The 15,731-nt window shown below is 72.6% G+C and carries 16 protein-coding genes; 6 read left to right on the forward strand and 10 right to left on the reverse strand.

Features of this window, described 5'->3' with window-relative positions:
* Positions 1-172: 172 nt before the first annotated feature.
* Genes SLV14N_RS13335 through SLV14N_RS13345 form a run of 3 tightly spaced genes read left to right on the forward strand, consistent with a single transcriptional unit; the run spans position 173 to position 3,254 of the window.
* Entirely contained in the window at positions 173-1,480 is a 1,308-nt protein-coding gene (locus SLV14N_RS13335) for a CBS domain-containing protein (protein ID WP_208681110.1), read from the forward strand.
* Complete coding sequence (locus SLV14N_RS13340; protein ID WP_263269423.1) at positions 1,470-2,051, forward strand: DUF1003 domain-containing protein; 582 nt, start codon at positions 1,470-1,472, stop codon at positions 2,049-2,051. Before SLV14N_RS13335 ends, SLV14N_RS13340 begins: the two co-directional genes overlap by 11 nt.
* 42 nt (positions 2,052-2,093) lie before the next feature.
* A complete protein-coding gene (locus SLV14N_RS13345; RefSeq protein WP_208681112.1) occupies positions 2,094-3,254 on the forward strand; it encodes an Mrp/NBP35 family ATP-binding protein in 1,161 nt (386 codons plus the stop codon).
* A gap of 160 nt (positions 3,255-3,414) precedes the next feature.
* Here SLV14N_RS13345 and SLV14N_RS13350 read toward each other — a convergent pair whose 3' ends face one another.
* The 5 genes from SLV14N_RS13350 to sigE form a co-directional block, all read right to left on the reverse strand.
* Positions 3,415-4,056: a hypothetical protein gene (locus tag SLV14N_RS13350; RefSeq protein ID WP_018089412.1), complete on the reverse strand. Its 642-nt coding sequence runs from the start codon at positions 4,054-4,056 to the stop codon at positions 3,415-3,417.
* A 119-nt stretch (positions 4,057-4,175) separates the two neighbouring features.
* A complete protein-coding gene (locus SLV14N_RS13355) occupies positions 4,176-4,655 on the reverse strand; it encodes a sec-independent translocase (RefSeq protein ID WP_093637671.1) in 480 nt (159 codons plus the stop codon).
* Between the two features lie 116 nt (positions 4,656-4,771).
* Positions 4,772-7,330 (reverse strand): trypsin-like peptidase domain-containing protein, encoded by a 2,559-nt coding sequence (locus SLV14N_RS13360; protein ID WP_317633703.1) that lies wholly within the window; start codon positions 7,328-7,330, stop codon positions 4,772-4,774.
* Positions 7,331-7,452: 122 nt separating this feature from the next.
* The gene (locus tag SLV14N_RS13365) at positions 7,453-8,412 is read right to left on the reverse strand and encodes an anti-sigma factor (protein ID WP_208681115.1); all 960 of its coding nucleotides are present in this window, start codon (positions 8,410-8,412) and stop codon (positions 7,453-7,455) included.
* Positions 8,409-9,212, reverse strand: coding sequence for an RNA polymerase sigma factor SigE (gene sigE, locus SLV14N_RS13370; protein ID WP_174857708.1), 804 nt, complete (start codon positions 9,210-9,212; stop codon positions 8,409-8,411). Before sigE ends, SLV14N_RS13365 begins: the two co-directional genes overlap by 4 nt.
* 175 nt (positions 9,213-9,387) lie before the next feature.
* Here sigE and SLV14N_RS13375 point away from each other — a divergent pair, with 175 nt between their 5' ends.
* On the forward strand, positions 9,388-10,071 hold the full coding sequence (locus tag SLV14N_RS13375; protein WP_042148253.1) for an O-methyltransferase: 684 nt from the start codon (positions 9,388-9,390) through the stop codon (positions 10,069-10,071).
* Between the two features lie 134 nt (positions 10,072-10,205).
* Here the strand turns inward: SLV14N_RS13375 and SLV14N_RS13380 are convergent, their stop codons facing one another.
* On the reverse strand, positions 10,206-10,373 hold the full coding sequence (locus SLV14N_RS13380) for a DUF3117 domain-containing protein (protein ID WP_006603288.1): 168 nt from the start codon (positions 10,371-10,373) through the stop codon (positions 10,206-10,208).
* A gap of 323 nt (positions 10,374-10,696) precedes the next feature.
* Between SLV14N_RS13380 and SLV14N_RS13385 the strand changes: the two genes are divergently transcribed.
* Entirely contained in the window at positions 10,697-11,497 is an 801-nt protein-coding gene (locus tag SLV14N_RS13385; protein WP_263269429.1) for an enoyl-CoA hydratase/isomerase family protein, read from the forward strand.
* Between the two features lie 68 nt (positions 11,498-11,565).
* On the opposite strand, the gene SLV14N_RS13390 is transcribed toward SLV14N_RS13385, so the two are convergent.
* Positions 11,566-12,171 carry a DNA-3-methyladenine glycosylase I gene (locus tag SLV14N_RS13390; protein WP_208681117.1) on the reverse strand — a complete coding sequence of 202 codons (606 nt, stop codon included), beginning with the start codon at positions 12,169-12,171 and terminating at the stop codon, positions 11,566-11,568.
* Positions 12,168-12,617, reverse strand: a complete 450-nt coding sequence (locus tag SLV14N_RS13395) for a DivIVA domain-containing protein (RefSeq protein ID WP_208681118.1) — start codon at positions 12,615-12,617, stop codon at positions 12,168-12,170. The genes SLV14N_RS13390 and SLV14N_RS13395 overlap by 4 nt, the downstream gene beginning before the upstream one ends.
* Positions 12,618-12,709: 92 nt before the next feature.
* On the opposite strand from SLV14N_RS13395, the gene folP reads away from it, so the two are divergent.
* Positions 12,710-13,570: a dihydropteroate synthase gene (gene folP / locus SLV14N_RS13400; RefSeq protein WP_263269430.1), complete on the forward strand. Its 861-nt coding sequence runs from the start codon at positions 12,710-12,712 to the stop codon at positions 13,568-13,570.
* A gap of 191 nt (positions 13,571-13,761) precedes the next feature.
* On the opposite strand, the gene SLV14N_RS13405 is transcribed toward folP, so the two are convergent.
* On the reverse strand, positions 13,762-14,511 hold the full coding sequence (locus SLV14N_RS13405) for a TIGR00730 family Rossman fold protein (RefSeq protein WP_208681120.1): 750 nt from the start codon (positions 14,509-14,511) through the stop codon (positions 13,762-13,764).
* Positions 14,512-14,623: 112 nt separating this feature from the next.
* Positions 14,624-15,715, reverse strand: a complete 1,092-nt coding sequence (dapE, locus tag SLV14N_RS13410; protein WP_208681121.1) for a succinyl-diaminopimelate desuccinylase — start codon at positions 15,713-15,715, stop codon at positions 14,624-14,626.
* Between the last annotated feature and the right edge of the window lie 16 nt (positions 15,716-15,731).

Raw genomic sequence — 15,731 nt, forward strand, 5'->3', positions numbered from 1 at the left:
GTGACGTCGACAGCAGTACGGCAGCGTACCTGGGCTGCGCAGGGTCTTCCGCGGGGTGCGTGGCGGTCACCCTACGGCCTCTTTCACCGGGGCGGCGCGGACCCGGGCGCGTTAGCCTGAACCCGGATCGATGCCTTATTTCGGGCCGAACGGGAGAAGGGCGGCGCTCTGCATGGCAGTCGTGACTCCCCGGGTCTTCGTCTCCCATCTCGCCGGCAGCGCCGTCTTCGACCCCAACGGCGACCAGGTCGGCCGGCTGCGGGACCTCGTCGCCCTGCTCCGGGTCGGCGACCGGCCGCCGCGGCTGCTCGGTGTGGTCGTCGAGGTGATCAGCCGGCGCCGGATCTTCGTCCCCATGACACGGGTGACCGGTGTGGACTCCGGCCAGTTCGTCATCACCGGCGTGGTCAACATGCGGCGCTTCGAGCAGCGGGTGTCCGAGACGCTGGTGCTCGGCGAGCTGCTCGACCGGCGGGTGCGGCTGGTGGAGACCGGTGAGGAGGTCACCGTCCTCGACATCGGCATCACCCAGCTGCCGGCCCGCCGGGACTGGGAGATCGACAAGGTCTTCGTACGGAAGGGGAAGGGCGGGGCGCTGCGCCGCAAGGGGGAGGCGCTGACCGTGGAGTGGTCGGCGGTGACCGGTTTCTCGCTGGAGGAGCACGGGCAGGGCGCGGAGAGCCTGCTGGCCACCTTCGAACAGCTGCGGCCCGCCGACCTGGCCGGCGTGCTGCACCATCTCTCCGCCAAGCGCCGTGCCGAGGTCGCCGCGGCGCTCGACGACGACCGGCTCGCCGACGTCCTGGAGGAGCTGCCGGAGGACGACCAGGTGGAGATCCTCGGCAAGCTGAAGGACGAGCGGGCCGCCGACGTCCTGGAGGCGATGGACCCGGACGACGCCGCCGATCTGCTCTCCGAGCTGCCGGAGGAGGAGAAGGAGCGGCTGCTGGCGCTGATGCGGCCGGAGGAGGCCGCGGATGTGCGGCGGCTGATGTCGTACGAGGAGCGGACCGCGGGCGGGCTGATGACCACCGAGCCGATCGTGCTGCGGCCGGACGCCACCGTCGCGGACGCGCTGGCCCGGGTCCGCGACCCGGACCTCTCCCCCGCCCTGGCCGCCCAGGTCTATGTCTGCCGGCCCCCGGACGAGACCCCCACCGGCAAGTACCTGGGCCTGGTGCACTTCCAACGGCTGCTGCGCGACCCGCCGTTCACCCTGGTCAGCTCGATCGCCGACACCGATCTGCCGGCCCTGCCGCCGGACACCCCGCTGCCGGAGGTGACCAGCTATCTGGCCGCGTACAACATGGTCGCCGCGCCGGTCGTGGACGAGAGCGGGGCCCTGCTGGGCGCGGTCACCGTCGACGACGTGCTGGACCATCTGCTGCCGGACGACTGGCGGGAGGACGGGCTGCACGGCACGGCGGCCGCCGGTCTGACCGGCAACGGCAGCCTCGGGAAGGCCGCGCATGGCCGCTGACGAACGGGACGGCGGCCGGGAACGGTCGCGGGCGAACGGCGCCTCCGCGCTGCGCCGGGGCGCCGCGGACCGCCCGCGGGTGCGCCTGGACCAGCCGCGCGCGCCCCGCCGTACGTTCCTGCCCGAGTACGACCCGGAGGCCTTCGGGCGGCTCTCGGAGAAGATCGCCCGCTTCCTGGGGACCGGCCGCTTCATCGTCTGGATGACCTTCACCATCATCGTGTGGGTCATCTGGAACACCACCGTGCCCAGCGGTCTGCGGTTCGACCAGTACCCGTTCATCTTCCTGACGCTGGCGCTGTCGCTCCAGGCGTCGTACGCCGCGCCGCTGATCCTGCTGGCGCAGAACCGCCAGGACGACCGCGACCGGGTCACCCACGAGCAGGACCGCAAGCAGAACGAGCGCTCCATCGCCGACACCGAGTATCTGACCCGGGAGATCGCGGCGCTGCGGCTCGGGCTCGGCGAGGTCGCCACCCGCGACTGGATCCGCTCCGAGCTCCAGGACATGCTCAGGGATCTGGAGCTTCGGCAGCCGGCTGAGGCGGAGAGTGATGAACGCGACCGCTGACGGGCTTTCCGGAGGCACCCTCACGCGCCGTACCATCGGGTCATGGCTACCGACACTCCCCATGGCGCCACCCCGAGCGAGGACGCGGTCCGCGACGCGCTCGCGACGGTGAACGACCCTGAGATCCACCGCCCCATCACCGAGCTGGGGATGGTCAAATCGGTGGACATCGCGGCGGACGGCGCGGTGGCGGTCGTGGTCTATCTGACCGTCTCCGGCTGCCCGATGCGCGAGACGATCACGAACAACGTGCGCGAGGCCGTCGAGCGGGTCGAGGGCGTCACCTCCGTCGCCGTCGAGCTGGACGTGATGAGCGACGAGCAGCGCAAGGAGCTGGCGACCTCGCTGCGCGGCGGCACCGCCGAGCGTGAGGTGCCGTTCGCCCAGCCCGGTTCGCTGACCCGGGTCTACGCGGTCGCCTCCGGCAAGGGCGGTGTCGGCAAGTCCTCGGTGACGGTCAACCTCGCCGCGGCGATGGCGGCGGACGGTCTGAAGGTCGGTGTCGTGGACGCCGACATCTACGGCCACTCCGTGCCCCGCATGCTGGGCGCCTACGGCAAGCCCACCCAGGTCGAGAACATGATCATGCCGCCGTCGGCGAACGGCGTGAAGGTCATCTCGATCGGCATGTTCACCCCGGGCAACGCCCCGGTCGTCTGGCGCGGCCCGATGCTGCACCGCGCGCTCCAGCAGTTCCTCGCCGACGTCTACTGGGGCGATCTGGACGTGCTGCTGCTGGACCTGCCCCCGGGCACCGGCGATATCGCGATCTCGGTGGCGCAGCTGGTGCCGAACGCCGAGATCCTGGTGGTCACCACCCCGCAGCAGGCCGCCGCCGAGGTCGCCGAGCGGGCCGGTTCGATCGCCGTGCAGACCCACCAGAAGATCGTCGGCGTGGTCGAGAACATGTCCGGGCTGCCCTGCCCGCACTGCGACGAGATGGTCGACGTCTTCGGCACCGGCGGTGGCGAGCGGGTCGCCGAGGGCCTGACCCGGACCACGGGCGCTCAGGTGCCGGTGCTCGGCGCCATCCCGATCGATGTCCGGCTGCGCGAGGGCGGCGACGAGGGCAAGCCGGTCGTGCTGACCGACCCCGACTCCCCCGCCGGCTCGGCCATCAGGTCGATCGCGGGCAAGCTGGGCGGCCGGGCGCGGGGCCTGTCCGGTATGTCGCTGGGGATCACCCCGCGCAACAAGTTCTGAGACGGCGCCAGGTGCTGCGCCCCGTGGAGGTCGCAGCCCCGGCTCCCGGATGACGCGAAAAGGGGCGGGCCCACACGGGTCCGCCCCTCGCTGTTGTGCCGGCCGTCCGGTGCCGGCCCGCCCGGCCCTCGGCTCGGCCCCGGCTCTCGTACGCGGCCGGTCAGCCCTCGTACGCGGCCAGGTCCTTGATCACCGAGAAGCCCAGGCCGTACGCGCTCATCCCGCGCCCGTAGGCGCCGATGTGGACCTCCTCGGGGCCCTCGCTCGCCGAGCCGGCCAGCACCCAGCCGTACTCGGACTCGCGGTAGGCGAACGAGGTGGGGACCCCGTCCACCGGCAGCATCAGCTCGCTCCAGCTCCCGCCGCCGAGATCGTCGGCCAGCTCCCAGGCGAGCATCGTCTGCTGGTCCAGCCAGTCCTGGCGCAGCGTCCGGTCCATCTGGGTCGGCCAGGTCTGCGCGAGCAGCCCCGACCCGGCGAGCCAGGCGGCCGTCGAGACCGAGGTCGCCTCCAGGACGCCGGTCCCGTCACCGCTGCGCCGCACGGGGCGGCTGGCGACCGTCACCACGACCGCGAACCGCTCGTCCTGCGGCGGTTCCACCTTGATGGTGGGCTCCTCACCGTGCCCGGTGGCGCCGTGCTCGACGGTGCCGTCCGCGGCCGCGCCGACCTGCATCAGCCAGCGCGGACCGGTGAACGCCTCGTCGAGGCCGTACCACGGGAACGCGGCCAGCAGATAGCCGTCGACCTTCCGGCCGGCGGCGGCCGCCTCATGTGTCGCTGACGGACTGGTCGTCTCCATCTGCGCGGAGCCTCCTTGTTGCCCTGCGTCGTGGGCGGCCCGCCCCCCTCAGGCGACCGAACCCCGGACACCCGGAGCATAGCCATAGGCGTCCACGCAGACAGTCATACCGGTGTGTGTCAGGTGGCGTCGGCGTCGAACGGCGGACGCTCGTCCGGCTGAGCGGCCCTCTTGACCATGTCGGGGGACCCGGCGGAGGCCGCCGGGGACTCCTTGGACAGGCTCGGACCCGAGCCGTTCGAGGGCGTGGCGGAGGAGGCGCTGTCGTGGCCGTGGACGGCGTCGGTGACCTCGGCCATCTCCTTCTTCAGGTCGAAGCCGTTACGGATCTCCTGAAGGTCCTTGAGGCCGTACTCGTCCTTCTCCAGGACGTGTTTGCGCACGAAGTTCTTGGGCTTGAGGTCCTCGAACTCGAAGTCCTTGAACTCCGGCCCCAGCTCGCTGCGGATGTCCTCCTTGGCGCTGTCCGAGAACGCCCGGACCTTGCGGACGAAGGACATGACGTCCTGGATGACCTTGGGGAGCTTGTCCGGACCGAAGATGAGCACGGCAAGGATCACGAGCGCCACCAGCTCGAGGGGTCCTATGTCGAAGAACACCTTGCAGCTCCTTGGGTTATCCGCGGCCTTCGGTGGCCTAGGGGCCAGGCCGCCTATCACGGTACCTGGCCCCGTACGTCGGGCGGGAGTCGCCCGTACCAACACCATGCAAACGATCAGCCCGTACTGGAGGATCCCAGGCTGAGCCGGACGGACCGTTCCTTACCGCCCCTTTGGAGGGTCAGCACCAGCGTGTCGCCGGGCCGGTGGCTGCGGATCTTGACGATCAGCTCCTCACCGCTGTGCACCGGGGCACCGTCCACCTTGGTGATCACGTCGCCGGCCCTGATCCCGGCCTTGGCGCCGGGGCCGCCCGGGAGGACCGGCTCCTTGCCGTCCTTGCTGCGCTCGCTGACCCGCGCCCCGTCGCCGGCGTACTCCATCTCCAAGGTGACGCCGATCACCGGGTGTGTCGCTCGGCCGGTGTTGATCAGCTCCTCGGCCACCCGCTTGGCCTGGTTGATGGGTATGGCGAAGCCCAGCCCTATGCTGCCGCCCTGGGCGCCGCCGTCCAGCCCGCTGCCGCTGTCGGCCGCGCGGATGGCGCTGTTGATGCCGATCACCCGCGCCTTGGCGTCCACCAGCGGGCCGCCGGAGTTGCCCGGGTTGATGGGGGCATCGGTCTGCAGCGCGTCCACATACGACACATCGCTGCCGTCGCCCTTCTTGCCGCCCGCGGTGATCGGGCGCTGCTTGGCGCTGATGATCCCGGACGTGACCGTGTTGGCGAGGTCGAAGGGCGCGCCGATCGCCACCACCGGGTCGCCGACCCGCACCGAGTCGGAGTTGCCGAGCGTGAGCGGCCGCAGCCCCGCGACGCCCTCCACCTGGACGACGGCGAGGTCATAGCCGCCGTCCCGGCCGACGACCTTGGCCTTGGCCGTCTGGCCGCCGCTGAAGGTCACCGAGATCTCGCCGCCGCTGCCGGCCGGTTCGACGACGTGGTTGTTGGTGAGGATGTGCCCCTGGTGGTCGAGGACGAAGCCGGTGCCCGTCCCCTGCTCGGCGCCGCCCCGTACGTGGAGCGTGACCACCCCGGGCAGCGCGGTCTGCGCGATCCCGGCGACGCTGTCGGGCTTACGGCCCCCCTCCTCGGCCGCGGACTGCGGAAGCTTGATGTCGCTGATGCCGCCGTAGCGCTCGACATACGCGCCGATGCAGCCGCCGACGCCGCCCGCGAGCAGGGCGAGCCCCACCGCACCGGCGACCAGCGGCGCACGCCGCCCGCGCCGGCCGGGCGGCGGCGCGACGGGCCCGCCCTGCAGCGGCGCGCTCCAGGGGTCGTACTGCTGCCAGGCGCCCTGACGGGCGGGGCCGTGCCCGGAGGCGGAGGCCGTGCCGGGGTCGCCGGGCCCGGGGCCGCCGGACTGCGGCCCGGCCGGGTAGGGCGCGGTCGCCGAGGCCGGGCGGGGGCCGCCGTCGCCCGGGTGGGGGACGAAGGCGCCGTCCGCGCCCTCCTGCGCCGCGTCGGGTCCGGCCACGGGGTCCGGAGGGGCGCTCTGCGAGCCGGTGGGCCCAGGGACCGCGGACCGGCCGGGAGCGGGCTGCGCGGCGCCGGGCTTCTGGAGTCCCGGCCGGTGGGGCGCGGCCGGTTCGGTGGCCGGTCCGGGGCGTGCGGTGTCGGCCGCCCCGGCCGGGTGCGGCTGCTCGGCGCCCGGTGCACGCTCCTCGCCGGGCGCGCCCGGGGGCGCGGCGGGCGGCGGCGACTGTGGCGGCGGGCCCGGGTAGGCCGCGGCAGGCATCACGGGCTGCGGGGCGGCCGGGGCGCCGTACGGGGGCAGCGCTCCGGTCTGCGGCGGCAGCACCGTGCCCTGTGCGGGGGTCGCCATCGGCCGCTGTACGGGCGGTGCGGGCGCCCAGGGTCCGGGGCCGCCGTACGGAGGGGTGCCGTACGGGTCCTCGGCATGCAGCGGCTGCTGCCGCTGCGGCGCCGCGCCCGGGGCCTCGGCCGGGGCGGGCGCCACGGGCGGCACCGGAGCGGCTTCGGGTGCGGGGGCGGCCGCGGTGGTCGTATGGGCCGCAGTGGTCGTATGGGCCGTAGTGGCCGCGGCGTCCGGGGGCACGGCAGCCGGTGTGGCTCCGTCCCGTGCGTCAGCGCGCACCTGACCGAGCGTCACGGTCGCCGCGGCCGGGCGCGCACCGCCAGCGGTCCGGCCGTCCACGGCTCCGGCGGTCTCCTGGTCCGTACCGTCCACGGCTACGGCACCCTGCGCCGGGGTCAACTCATCGGCGGTATCGGTCACTTCGGTCGCTTCGGCCACCCCGGCGCCTCCGGGCGGCTCGGGCGCCACCGAGCCGTTCCGCGGCTCCGGCGGACGCACGGTCCAGTCCTCCGCCTGCTGCCCGGCGGACATGCCCCGCGCGTGGGGCGTCCGGGCGGTCAACTCCTCCGGTGGCCCGGACGCCTCGGTCACCGCGGCACCGGCCGCTCCGGACCCGTCGGGCGAGCCCGCCGTCCCGCCCGGCGCCTCGCCCTGCTCCGGTGGACGCACGAGCCAGTCCTCGGCGCTGTGCACGTCGGACGTGCCGGTGCCCTCGGTCCGCGTCCCGTCCGCCGGGCTGCCGGCGGACGGCACCGTCTGCGGACCGGCCTCGGCGGACGGTTCCGTGCCCGGGGTACCCCCCGGACGGCTCCACCACTTCAGCTTCGGCCCGGCGGCCTTACCGTCGTCCATGCTCTCCCCAGAGTTCGCCCGCACCGTGCGCGGGCCACCACCACCTCGCGGACGCGCCCGGTCAGGGGTGCGCCGCCCCACAGCGATTCAACCAGTTCCGCCTGGGGCCGCGCAGGGGACGGTCAGCGCCGGGCGGGGGCTCCGCCCTCGGCGGAGGGGGCCGCGGCGACCGCGGAGCCGATCAGCGGGCGCTTGGGCTCCAGCGGCGGGAGCGCCGGCGGGTTCTTGCGCACCGGGGTGTTGCCGGTCACGGCTGTCAGGGGCGCGAAGTGATACGCCGAGGCCGGACCGGTCGCGGCTATCAGCGGTGAGAGGCCGAAGCGCCCGGCCGGTGCGGGCGGCGCCGACGACGCCGACGCATAAGGGCCGGGTGCCGTACTCGGGCCGTACAGGGCCATGGCGCTGGGGGCGGGGGCCAGGGTCGGACCGCCGGACGGCTGCCGGCTGCCGGACGAGGGGTTCTGGGCGTGGTACTCCGCGCCGCGGAGCAGGGAACCGCTGCCGCCGGCCGGGGTGGCGCTGAGCGGGGTGACGGCCGTGCCGCCGCCGTCGACGCGTCCGCCGGGAAGGTCGACGGCCGCTTCCAGCGGGAGGGCGCCGCCCAGCGCGAAGGCCGCGAGGGAGACCGCGCCGGCCGCCGCGAAGGCGAACCGGCGCCGCTGTGCGGGGCGGTCGGTCTCGGGCATCCGGAAGCCGCGGCCCCGGGGCTGCACGGGCAGCGCCGCCATGGCATGGCCGGAGTGACCGCCGGAGGGGACATAGCGGAACGCGCCGCCGCCTCTGGCGAAGTCACCGCGCCCAAGGCCGCCGTTGCCGAGCCGGCTGCCGGGACCCTCGGGGTCACCGCCGGGCAGCTGCTGCAGACGCGCCAGCAGGCCCTCGGAGGGACCGGGGGGCGCCGCCTGGGCGAAGACGTCTTTCAGCCGACGCTGGGCGTCGGCCTCTGCCTTGCATTTGCCGCAGGTCGCAAGATGCGCGAGCACCCGCTCGCGCGCGTCATGCCCCAACTCGCCGTCGACCAGGGCCGCAAGGCGGTCGCCGAGATGCTGCTCGGCGGGGGACGGACCGCCGTTGCCGCTCACGCGATTCCGACCTCCTGCGAGGGCACCACGGCCAGCGAGCGACGCTGCTCGCGCTCTTCGGCGCGGGTGGCCGGGGCACGGTGCTTGAGGGACTTGCGCAGATGGGAGCGGCCACGGTGGATCCGGCTGCGGACCGTGCCGAGCTTGACACCCAGGGTCGCGGCGATCTCCTCGTAGGACAGGCCCTCGATGTCGCACAGGACGACCGCGGCGCGGAACTCGGGCGCCAGGGTGTCCAGCGCCTGCTGCACATCGGCGTCGAAGTGGGTGTCGTTGAAGTGCTGCTGCGGGGAGGGCTCGCGGCTGGGGAGCCGCTCGGCGGCGTCGTCACCGAGCGCATCGAAGCGAATACGCTGACGGCGCCGGACCATGTCCAGGAAGAGGTTGGTCGTGATGCGGTGCAGCCAGCCCTCGAAGGTGCCGGGGGTGTACGTCGACAGCGAACGGAAGACGCGGACGAACACCTCCTGGGTGAGGTCTTCGGCGTCGTGTTGATTGCCGGTGAGGCGGTAGGCGAGGCGGTAGACCCGTGCACTGTGGGTGCTGACGATCTCCTCCCAGCTGGGCGGGGTCCACGCCTGCGCATCCGCGTCTGCGGCAAAGGTCGCGGTGGTCGCGGAGTCGGCGGCGGGAGCCCCTCCCCTGCCCTTCGGGCCATGGGGGCGGAAACGGTCAGCAGTGTTTGTCACGGATTTCGGCTCGGCGAACGACCTCTTCAAGCGCCTCAGCACCCCTCGGTCACCCGCCGCAGCCGCACCTCCCCTGGTGGCTCTGGTGGTGTCCAGTAGAGCCCCTACCATATCCACCTCGCCCGTTAGCTCCGGATAAGCAGTTTTGACCTGCATTTGGTCCTGCTTCTGGTCGTGGTTCGCGTCTCGCGCGGTCGTCACCGGCACATCCCCCCGTCATCCCGCTACCCCTCCATAACGCCCGGTCCCATCTGCGGGTTCCCGCACGCAGCGGATACAGTCACGGTTGCGTCAACTACGGGGACAGGAGAGGGCCATTACCGGCAACCGGCAGACGAGCTTGGCATTCGCCGAGGCGTACGGCGCCGGGACCATCGACGACAGCGCCGAGGCCGCCCTGCACTGGTCCCGTGACCGGGCACGGGAAGCCGGTATCCGCACGGTGACCACCGGCACCGGCTCGGCCCTCCGTCTGCTCGCCGCCGCCGTGGACGCCAAGGCGGTCGCCGAGATCGGCACCGGCACCGGCGTGTCGGGCATCTACCTCCTGCACGGCATGCGGCCCGACGGGGTGCTGACCACCGTGGACCTCGAACCCGAGCGGCAGGCCTTCGCCAAGCAGGCGTTCCGCGCCGCGGGCTTCGCCGGCAACCGCGCCCGCTTCATCCCCGGCCGCGCCCTGGACGTACTGCCCCGGCTCGCGGACGGCGGATACGACCTCGTGTACTGCGACGGCGACCTGATGGAGTGCTTGGAGTACCTCGCTGAATCGTTGCGTCTGCTGCGCCCCGGCGGCCTGGTGTGCTTCGAGGGCGTCTTCGCGGACGGCCGTACGGTCGATTCGGCTGTGCAGCCCGCCGAGGTGCTGCGGCTGCGGGAACTGCTGCGGGCCGTGCGGGAGAGCACGACACTCGTGCCGTCCCTGCTGCCGGTCGGTGACGGACTGCTCTGCGCGGTCAAGCGCGGTTGACCCGCCCGGCTCCGGCGTACAAAACGGCCCCGGCACTCGGCGCGCCTTTACTGCGCGCCACGTGCCGGGGCCGGGGTAATTCGGCTGGGGATACCGGGGCCAGCCCCGGGAAACCGCCGGTTGCGCCGCCCTTGTCAGACGGTGACCTTGTCCAGGGCCTCACCCAGGGCCTTGGCTTCGTCGGGGGTCAGCTCGACGACGAGCCGCCCGCCGCCTTCGAGCGGAACACGCATGACGATGCCCCGCCCCTCCTTGGTCACCTCGAGCGGGCCGTCGCCCGTCCGCGGCTTCATGGCCGCCATGCTCGTTCCCCTTCCTGAAACCAGCTCATCTCAGCCGACGGCCCGAATAGGCACGTGTCACCGGCATCGAACACATTGCTTCCAGGCCATTATCCCGCATCGAACGACCCGATGACCAACATCGGGCCGCATCCCTTCGACAACGCGCTCCCTCAAACCCCCTCAATTCGGAGAGGTGGCTGCAATACTTCTCCACCCGCCGACCCCCGGCACACCCGCAATCTTTGATGTACGTCACATGCCGATGCCCGATGATCTCCGGCATCCTGAGCGCTGACTGCCGCTGCCGAGCAGTCCGAGCCGCGACGGAGGGGACTCCCACTATGGCCGACACCGTGCTCTATGACGTGACCGACGGACTCGCCACGATCACGCTCAACCGCCCCGACGCGATGAATGCGCTGAACATCGAGGCGAAGGTCCAGCTGCGGGACACCCTCAAGGAGGCCGCGGCCGACCCCGCCGTGCGCGCCGTGCTGCTGACCGCCACCGGGCGCGCCTTCTGCGTCGGGCAGGACCTCAAGGAGCACATCGGCCTGCTGGCCGAGGACCGGGCCACCGGCTCCGGGAACACCATGAACACCGTGCGTGATCACTACAACCCCATCGTGACGGCGCTGACCGAGATGCCCAAGCCCGTGGTGGCGGGCGTCAACGGGGTGGCCGCGGGCGCCGGCGCGGGCTTCGCGATGGCCGCCGACTACCGCGTGGTCGCCGACTCCGCCTCCTTCAACACCTCCTTCGCGGGTGTCGCGCTGACCGCCGACTCCGGGATGTCCTGGACGCTGCCGCGGCTGATCGGCCGGAGCAGGGCCGCCGATCTGCTGCTCTTCCCGCGCAACATCAGCGCCCAGGAGGCGTACGACCTGGGGATCGCCAACAAGGTCGTACCGGCCGAGGAGCTGGCCGAGGAGGCCGCGGCCGTCGCCCGCCGGCTGGCCCAGGGCCCGACCGCCGCGTATGCCGCGATCAAGGAGTCGCTGGCCTACGGGGCGGGGCACTCGCTCGTCGAGACCCTCGGCAAGGAGGACGAACTGCAGGGCCGGGCCGGGGCGTCGGAGGACCACCGGATCGCGGTCGAGGCGTTCGTGAAGAAGGAGAAGCCGGTCTTCCTGGGGCGCTGACCGGTCCCGGGTCGCTGACCGTCCTTGGCCGGCCCGTCGGCGGTCCGCGGCGGCCGGCCGGTCCGGGGTCAGCCGGCCGCCGCCTCCACGGCCGCCCGGACGTGGCACTCCGCCAGATGGTCGTTGACCAGGCCGCACGCCTGCATCATCGCGTAGGCGGTGGTCGGGCCGACGAAGCGGAAGCCGCGCTTCTTGAGGTCCTTGGCGAGCGCCGTGGACTCCGGGGTCGTCGGCTGGAGGTCGCCGACGGTGCGCGGCACCGGCCGGCCGGGCCGGGCGGGGGCGTAGGACCAGATCAGCTCGTCGAGCTCGCCGGGGGCCAGCTCGGCGGCGACCTTGGCGTTGTTGATCGTCGCGGCGATCTTGGCGCGGTTGCGGATGATGCCGGCGTCGGTGAGCAGCCGCGCGGCGTCCGCGTCCGTGAACCGCGCCACCTCCGGGATCCGGAAGCCGGCGAACGCGGCGCGGAAGCCGGGGCGGCGGCGCAGGATCGTGATCCAGGAGAGCCCGGACTGGAACGCCTCCAGGCTCATCCGCTCGAAGAGGGCGTCGTCGCCGTGGACCGGAAGGCCCCATTCGGTGTCGTGGTAGGCGCGGTAGTCGGCCATCTGCGCCGACTCCATCCCCCACGGGCAGCGCGGGATGCCGTCCGGTTCCCTCACCACGCCGCTCATGGCCGCTCCTCGCCTTCCGGGGTCTTGCCGGGGGTCTCGGGTGCACGACCGGATTCCAGGTCGCCGGGCCCGGGGGCGGGCCCCGCCTCCGGCACCGGCCCGAGCACCGGCGGGCCGTCCTGTATCAGCCCCGGGCCGCCCATGGCGGAGGCATGCGCACCGGCCAGCGCGGCCTCCAGCTCGGCGATCCGGGCGTCCCGCTCGGCGAGTTCGGCGCCGAGGCGGTCCAGGACGTCGTCGACGTCGTTCATGCGGTAGCCACGGACGGTCACCGGAAGGCGGACGGCGTCCACATCGGCGCGGGCCACGGGGCGGTCCTCCGGCAGCGGGTCGTGCAGCCGGTCCGGCTCGGAATCCCGCAGCCCACCGCCGTCACCACCGCCGACGACCACGAGCGTGACCGCGGCCACCACCACGACCATCGCGATCAGCAAGAACCAGAACACGACCAACTCCCCGGACTATGTGCCTGCACTGATCGTGCCATGCGGGTGTGACAGTTAGGGTCGCTCCCGGACCACGGAGAGGGAGTCAGGGAATGCTGCGGCTGGGGAATCGCGAGTTCGGCGCGCACGATCCGGTGATCATGGCGATCGTCAACAGGACGCCGGACTCGTTCTACGACCAGGGCGCCACGTTCCGTGACGAGCCCGCCCTCGCCCGGGTGGAACAGGCGGTGGCCGACGGTGCCGCGATCATCGACATCGGCGGCGTCAAGGCCGGCCCCGGCGAGGAGGTGAGCGCCGAGGAAGAGGCCAGCCGCACGGTCGGGTTCGTCGCCGAGGTCCGCAAGCGCTTCCCCGACGTGGTGATCAGCGTCGACACCTGGCGGCACGAGGTCGGCGAGGCGGTGTGCGAGGCCGGCGCTGATGTGCTCAACGACGCCTGGGGCGGCGTCGATCCGCGGCTCGCGGAGGTCGCGGCGCGCTATGACGTCGGCCTGGTGTGCACCCACGCGGGCGGCGCCGAACCACGTACCCGGCCGCACCGGGTGACGTACGACGACGTCATGGGCGACATCCTGCGGGTGACGCTCGGACTGGCGGAGCGGGCCGTGGAGTTGGGCGTCCGGCGGGACGCGATCATGATCGATCCGGGGCACGACTTCGGGAAGAACACCCGGCACAGCCTGGAGGCGACCCGCCGGCTGGGCGCGATGAGGGACACGGGCTGGCCGGTGCTGGTGTCGCTGTCCAACAAGGACTTCGTCGGCGAGACGCTCGACAAGCCGGTCAAGGAACGGGTGCTCGGCACCCTGGCGACCACCGCCGTCTCGGCCTGGCTCGGTGCCCAGGTCTACCGCGTCCACGAGGTCGCCGAGACCCGGCAGGTGCTGGACATGGTGGCCTCGATCGCCGGCCACCGGCCACCGGCGGTCGCCCGCCGGGGACTGGCCTGAGGGCGGCGGCCCTTAGGGCTCGTGCGAACAGATGCCGTAGGGGACGCCTGGGCCCCCTCGGGACCACAACGGGATGGGGGGCGGTGGGATTCCCGGGGGTCGCCGGTCGGCGGGGGTCCGGGGGCCGCCGGTCGGCGGGGGCCCGGGGCTCGCCGGTCGACGGGGGCCCGGGAATGCCAGCGCCCCCGTTCCTAGATCCCGGCCTCCTTGGTCACCAGCGCGATCGCCTCGTCCACGTCGTCGCTGAGGTGGAAGAGCTCCAGATCGTGCATCGACGCCTTGCCCTGGGCGATCAGGGTGTCGCGCAGCCAGTCGACCAGTCCGCTCCAGTAGGCCGTGCCGAACAGCACGATCGGGAAGCGGGTGACCTTACGGGTCTGGACGAGGGTGAGGGCCTCGAAGAGCTCGTCGAGGGTGCCGAGGCCGCCGGGGAGCACCACGAACCCACGGGCGTACTTCACAAAACACGTCTTACGGACGAAGAAGTACCGGAAGTCGACACCGAGGTTCACATAGTCGTTCATGCCCTGCTCGAAGGGCAGCTCGATGCCCAGCCCCACAGAGGTGCCGCCGGCCTCGTTGGCGCCCTTGTTGGCGGCCTCCATGGCGCCGGGACCGCCACCGGTGATCACCGCGAACCCGGCCTCGACCAGGGCCCGCCCGATCCGTACGGCGGCGTCGTACTCCTTGGAGTCACGCGGGGTACGCGCCGAGCCGAAGACGCTGACGGCCGGGCCCAGCTCGGCCAGCGCGCCGAAGCCCTCGACGAACTCCGACTGGATGCGCATCACGCGCCAGGGATCGGTGTGCACCCACTCGGAGGGGCCTTCGGAGTCCAGCAGCCGCTGGTCCGTGGTGCCGGTCTGCACCTGCTCCTGGCGGCGCAGTACGGGACCCAGCCGCTGCTCCTCCGGGACCGGTGCACCCTCGGGACTGGCCATGTCGTGCTCCCTCCGCTGGCAGATCGTTTGCCGTTTCAGCGTAGATCCGCGGACGTGAAGAGCAGGGGAATTCGACGGGGAGGCGATCGGTCGGCGACGGGCCCGGGGGACGTCAGGCCGTCAGCCAGGCGCGCAGCCGTTCCTCGCAGTGCAGGATGCGGTCGACCTCGACCCTCTCGTCCTTCTTGTGCGCGAGCAGGGAGTAGCCGGGCCCGTAGTTGACCGCCGGGACGCCCAGGGCGCTGAAGCGCGAGACGTCGGTCCAGCCGAACTTGGGCATCGCGGTGCCGCCGACGGACTCCATGAACGCCTTGGCCGCCGGGTGGGACAGTCCGGGCAGCGCGCCCGGGGAGTGGTCGTCGACGACGAATTCGTCCACCGGGCAGTCCGCGAAGACCTCGCGGACGTGGGCCAACGCCTCGTCGGGGGTGCGGTCCGGTGCGTAGCGGAAGTTCACGGTGACCGTGCAGGCGTCCGGGATGACGTTGTTGGCGACGCCGCCCTCGATGCGTACGGCGTTGAGGCCCTCGCGGTATTCGAGGCCGTCGATGACCGGGCGGCGCGGCTCGTAGGCGGCGAGCTTCGCCAGGATCGGGGCGGCGGCGTGAATCGCGTTGGCGCCCATCCAGCTGCGGGCGGAGTGCGCGCGCTCGCCGGTGGTGCGCAGCAGGACCCGCAGAGTGCCCTGGCAGCCGCCCTCTACCTGGCCGTCGGAGGGCTCCAGGAGGACGGCGAAGTCGCCGGTGAGCCAGTCGGGGTGGGCGTCGGCGACATGGCCGAGGCCGTTGAGGTGCGCGGCGACCTCTTCGTTGTCGTAGAAGACGAACGTCAGGTCGCGGTTGGGGGCCGGGACGGTGGCGGCCATCCGCAGCTGGACCGCGACGCCGGACTTCATGTCACAGGTGCCGCAGCCCCACAGGACGCCGTTCTCGTCCAGCCGGGAGGGGACGTTGTCGGCGATCGGCACGGTGTCGAGGTGTCCGGCGAGCACCACCCGCTCGTCACGTCCCAGGTGGGTGCGGGCCACGACGTTGTTGCCGTAACGGTCGACGGTCAGGTGCGGGAGCGCGCGCAGGGCGTGCTCGACGGCGTCGGCGAGGTCCTTCTCGTTGCCGCTCTCGGAGGGGAAGTCGACGAGCTGCGCGGTGAGCGCGGCGGCGTCGAGCGACAGGTCGAGGGCGGGGTGGTCTGCGGAGCGCTCCATGGATCCGACCCTATCG

This window comes from Streptomyces sp. Je 1-4 4N24, assembly GCF_026239515.1.
Classification (GTDB): Bacteria; Actinomycetota; Actinomycetes; order Streptomycetales; family Streptomycetaceae; genus Streptomyces; species Streptomyces nigrescens.

What these genes read in the sequence shown, in the direction of transcription:
- SLV14N_RS13335 (WP_208681110.1), top strand. Translation starts at nt 173, where the DNA reads ATGGCAGTCGTGACTCCCCGGGTCTTCGTCTCCCATCTCGCCGGCAGC.
- SLV14N_RS13340 (WP_263269423.1), top strand. Translation starts at nt 1,470, where the DNA reads ATGGCCGCTGACGAACGGGACGGCGGCCGGGAACGGTCGCGGGCGAAC.
- SLV14N_RS13345 (WP_208681112.1), top strand. Translation starts at nt 2,094, where the DNA reads ATGGCTACCGACACTCCCCATGGCGCCACCCCGAGCGAGGACGCGGTC.
- SLV14N_RS13350 (WP_018089412.1), bottom strand. Translation starts at nt 4,056, where the DNA reads ATGGAGACGACCAGTCCGTCAGCGACACATGAGGCGGCCGCCGCCGGC.
- SLV14N_RS13360 (WP_317633703.1), bottom strand. Translation starts at nt 7,330, where the DNA reads ATGGACGACGGTAAGGCCGCCGGGCCGAAGCTGAAGTGGTGGAGCCGT.
- sigE (WP_174857708.1), bottom strand. Translation starts at nt 9,212, where the DNA reads ATGGTAGGGGCTCTACTGGACACCACCAGAGCCACCAGGGGAGGTGCG.
- SLV14N_RS13380 (WP_006603288.1), bottom strand. Translation starts at nt 10,373, where the DNA reads ATGGCGGCCATGAAGCCGCGGACGGGCGACGGCCCGCTCGAGGTGACC.
- SLV14N_RS13385 (WP_263269429.1), top strand. Translation starts at nt 10,697, where the DNA reads ATGGCCGACACCGTGCTCTATGACGTGACCGACGGACTCGCCACGATC.
- SLV14N_RS13390 (WP_208681117.1), bottom strand. Translation starts at nt 12,171, where the DNA reads ATGAGCGGCGTGGTGAGGGAACCGGACGGCATCCCGCGCTGCCCGTGG.
- folP (WP_263269430.1), top strand. Translation starts at nt 12,710, where the DNA reads ATGCTGCGGCTGGGGAATCGCGAGTTCGGCGCGCACGATCCGGTGATC.
- SLV14N_RS13405 (WP_208681120.1), bottom strand. Translation starts at nt 14,511, where the DNA reads ATGGCCAGTCCCGAGGGTGCACCGGTCCCGGAGGAGCAGCGGCTGGGT.
- dapE (WP_208681121.1), bottom strand. Translation starts at nt 15,715, where the DNA reads ATGGAGCGCTCCGCAGACCACCCCGCCCTCGACCTGTCGCTCGACGCC.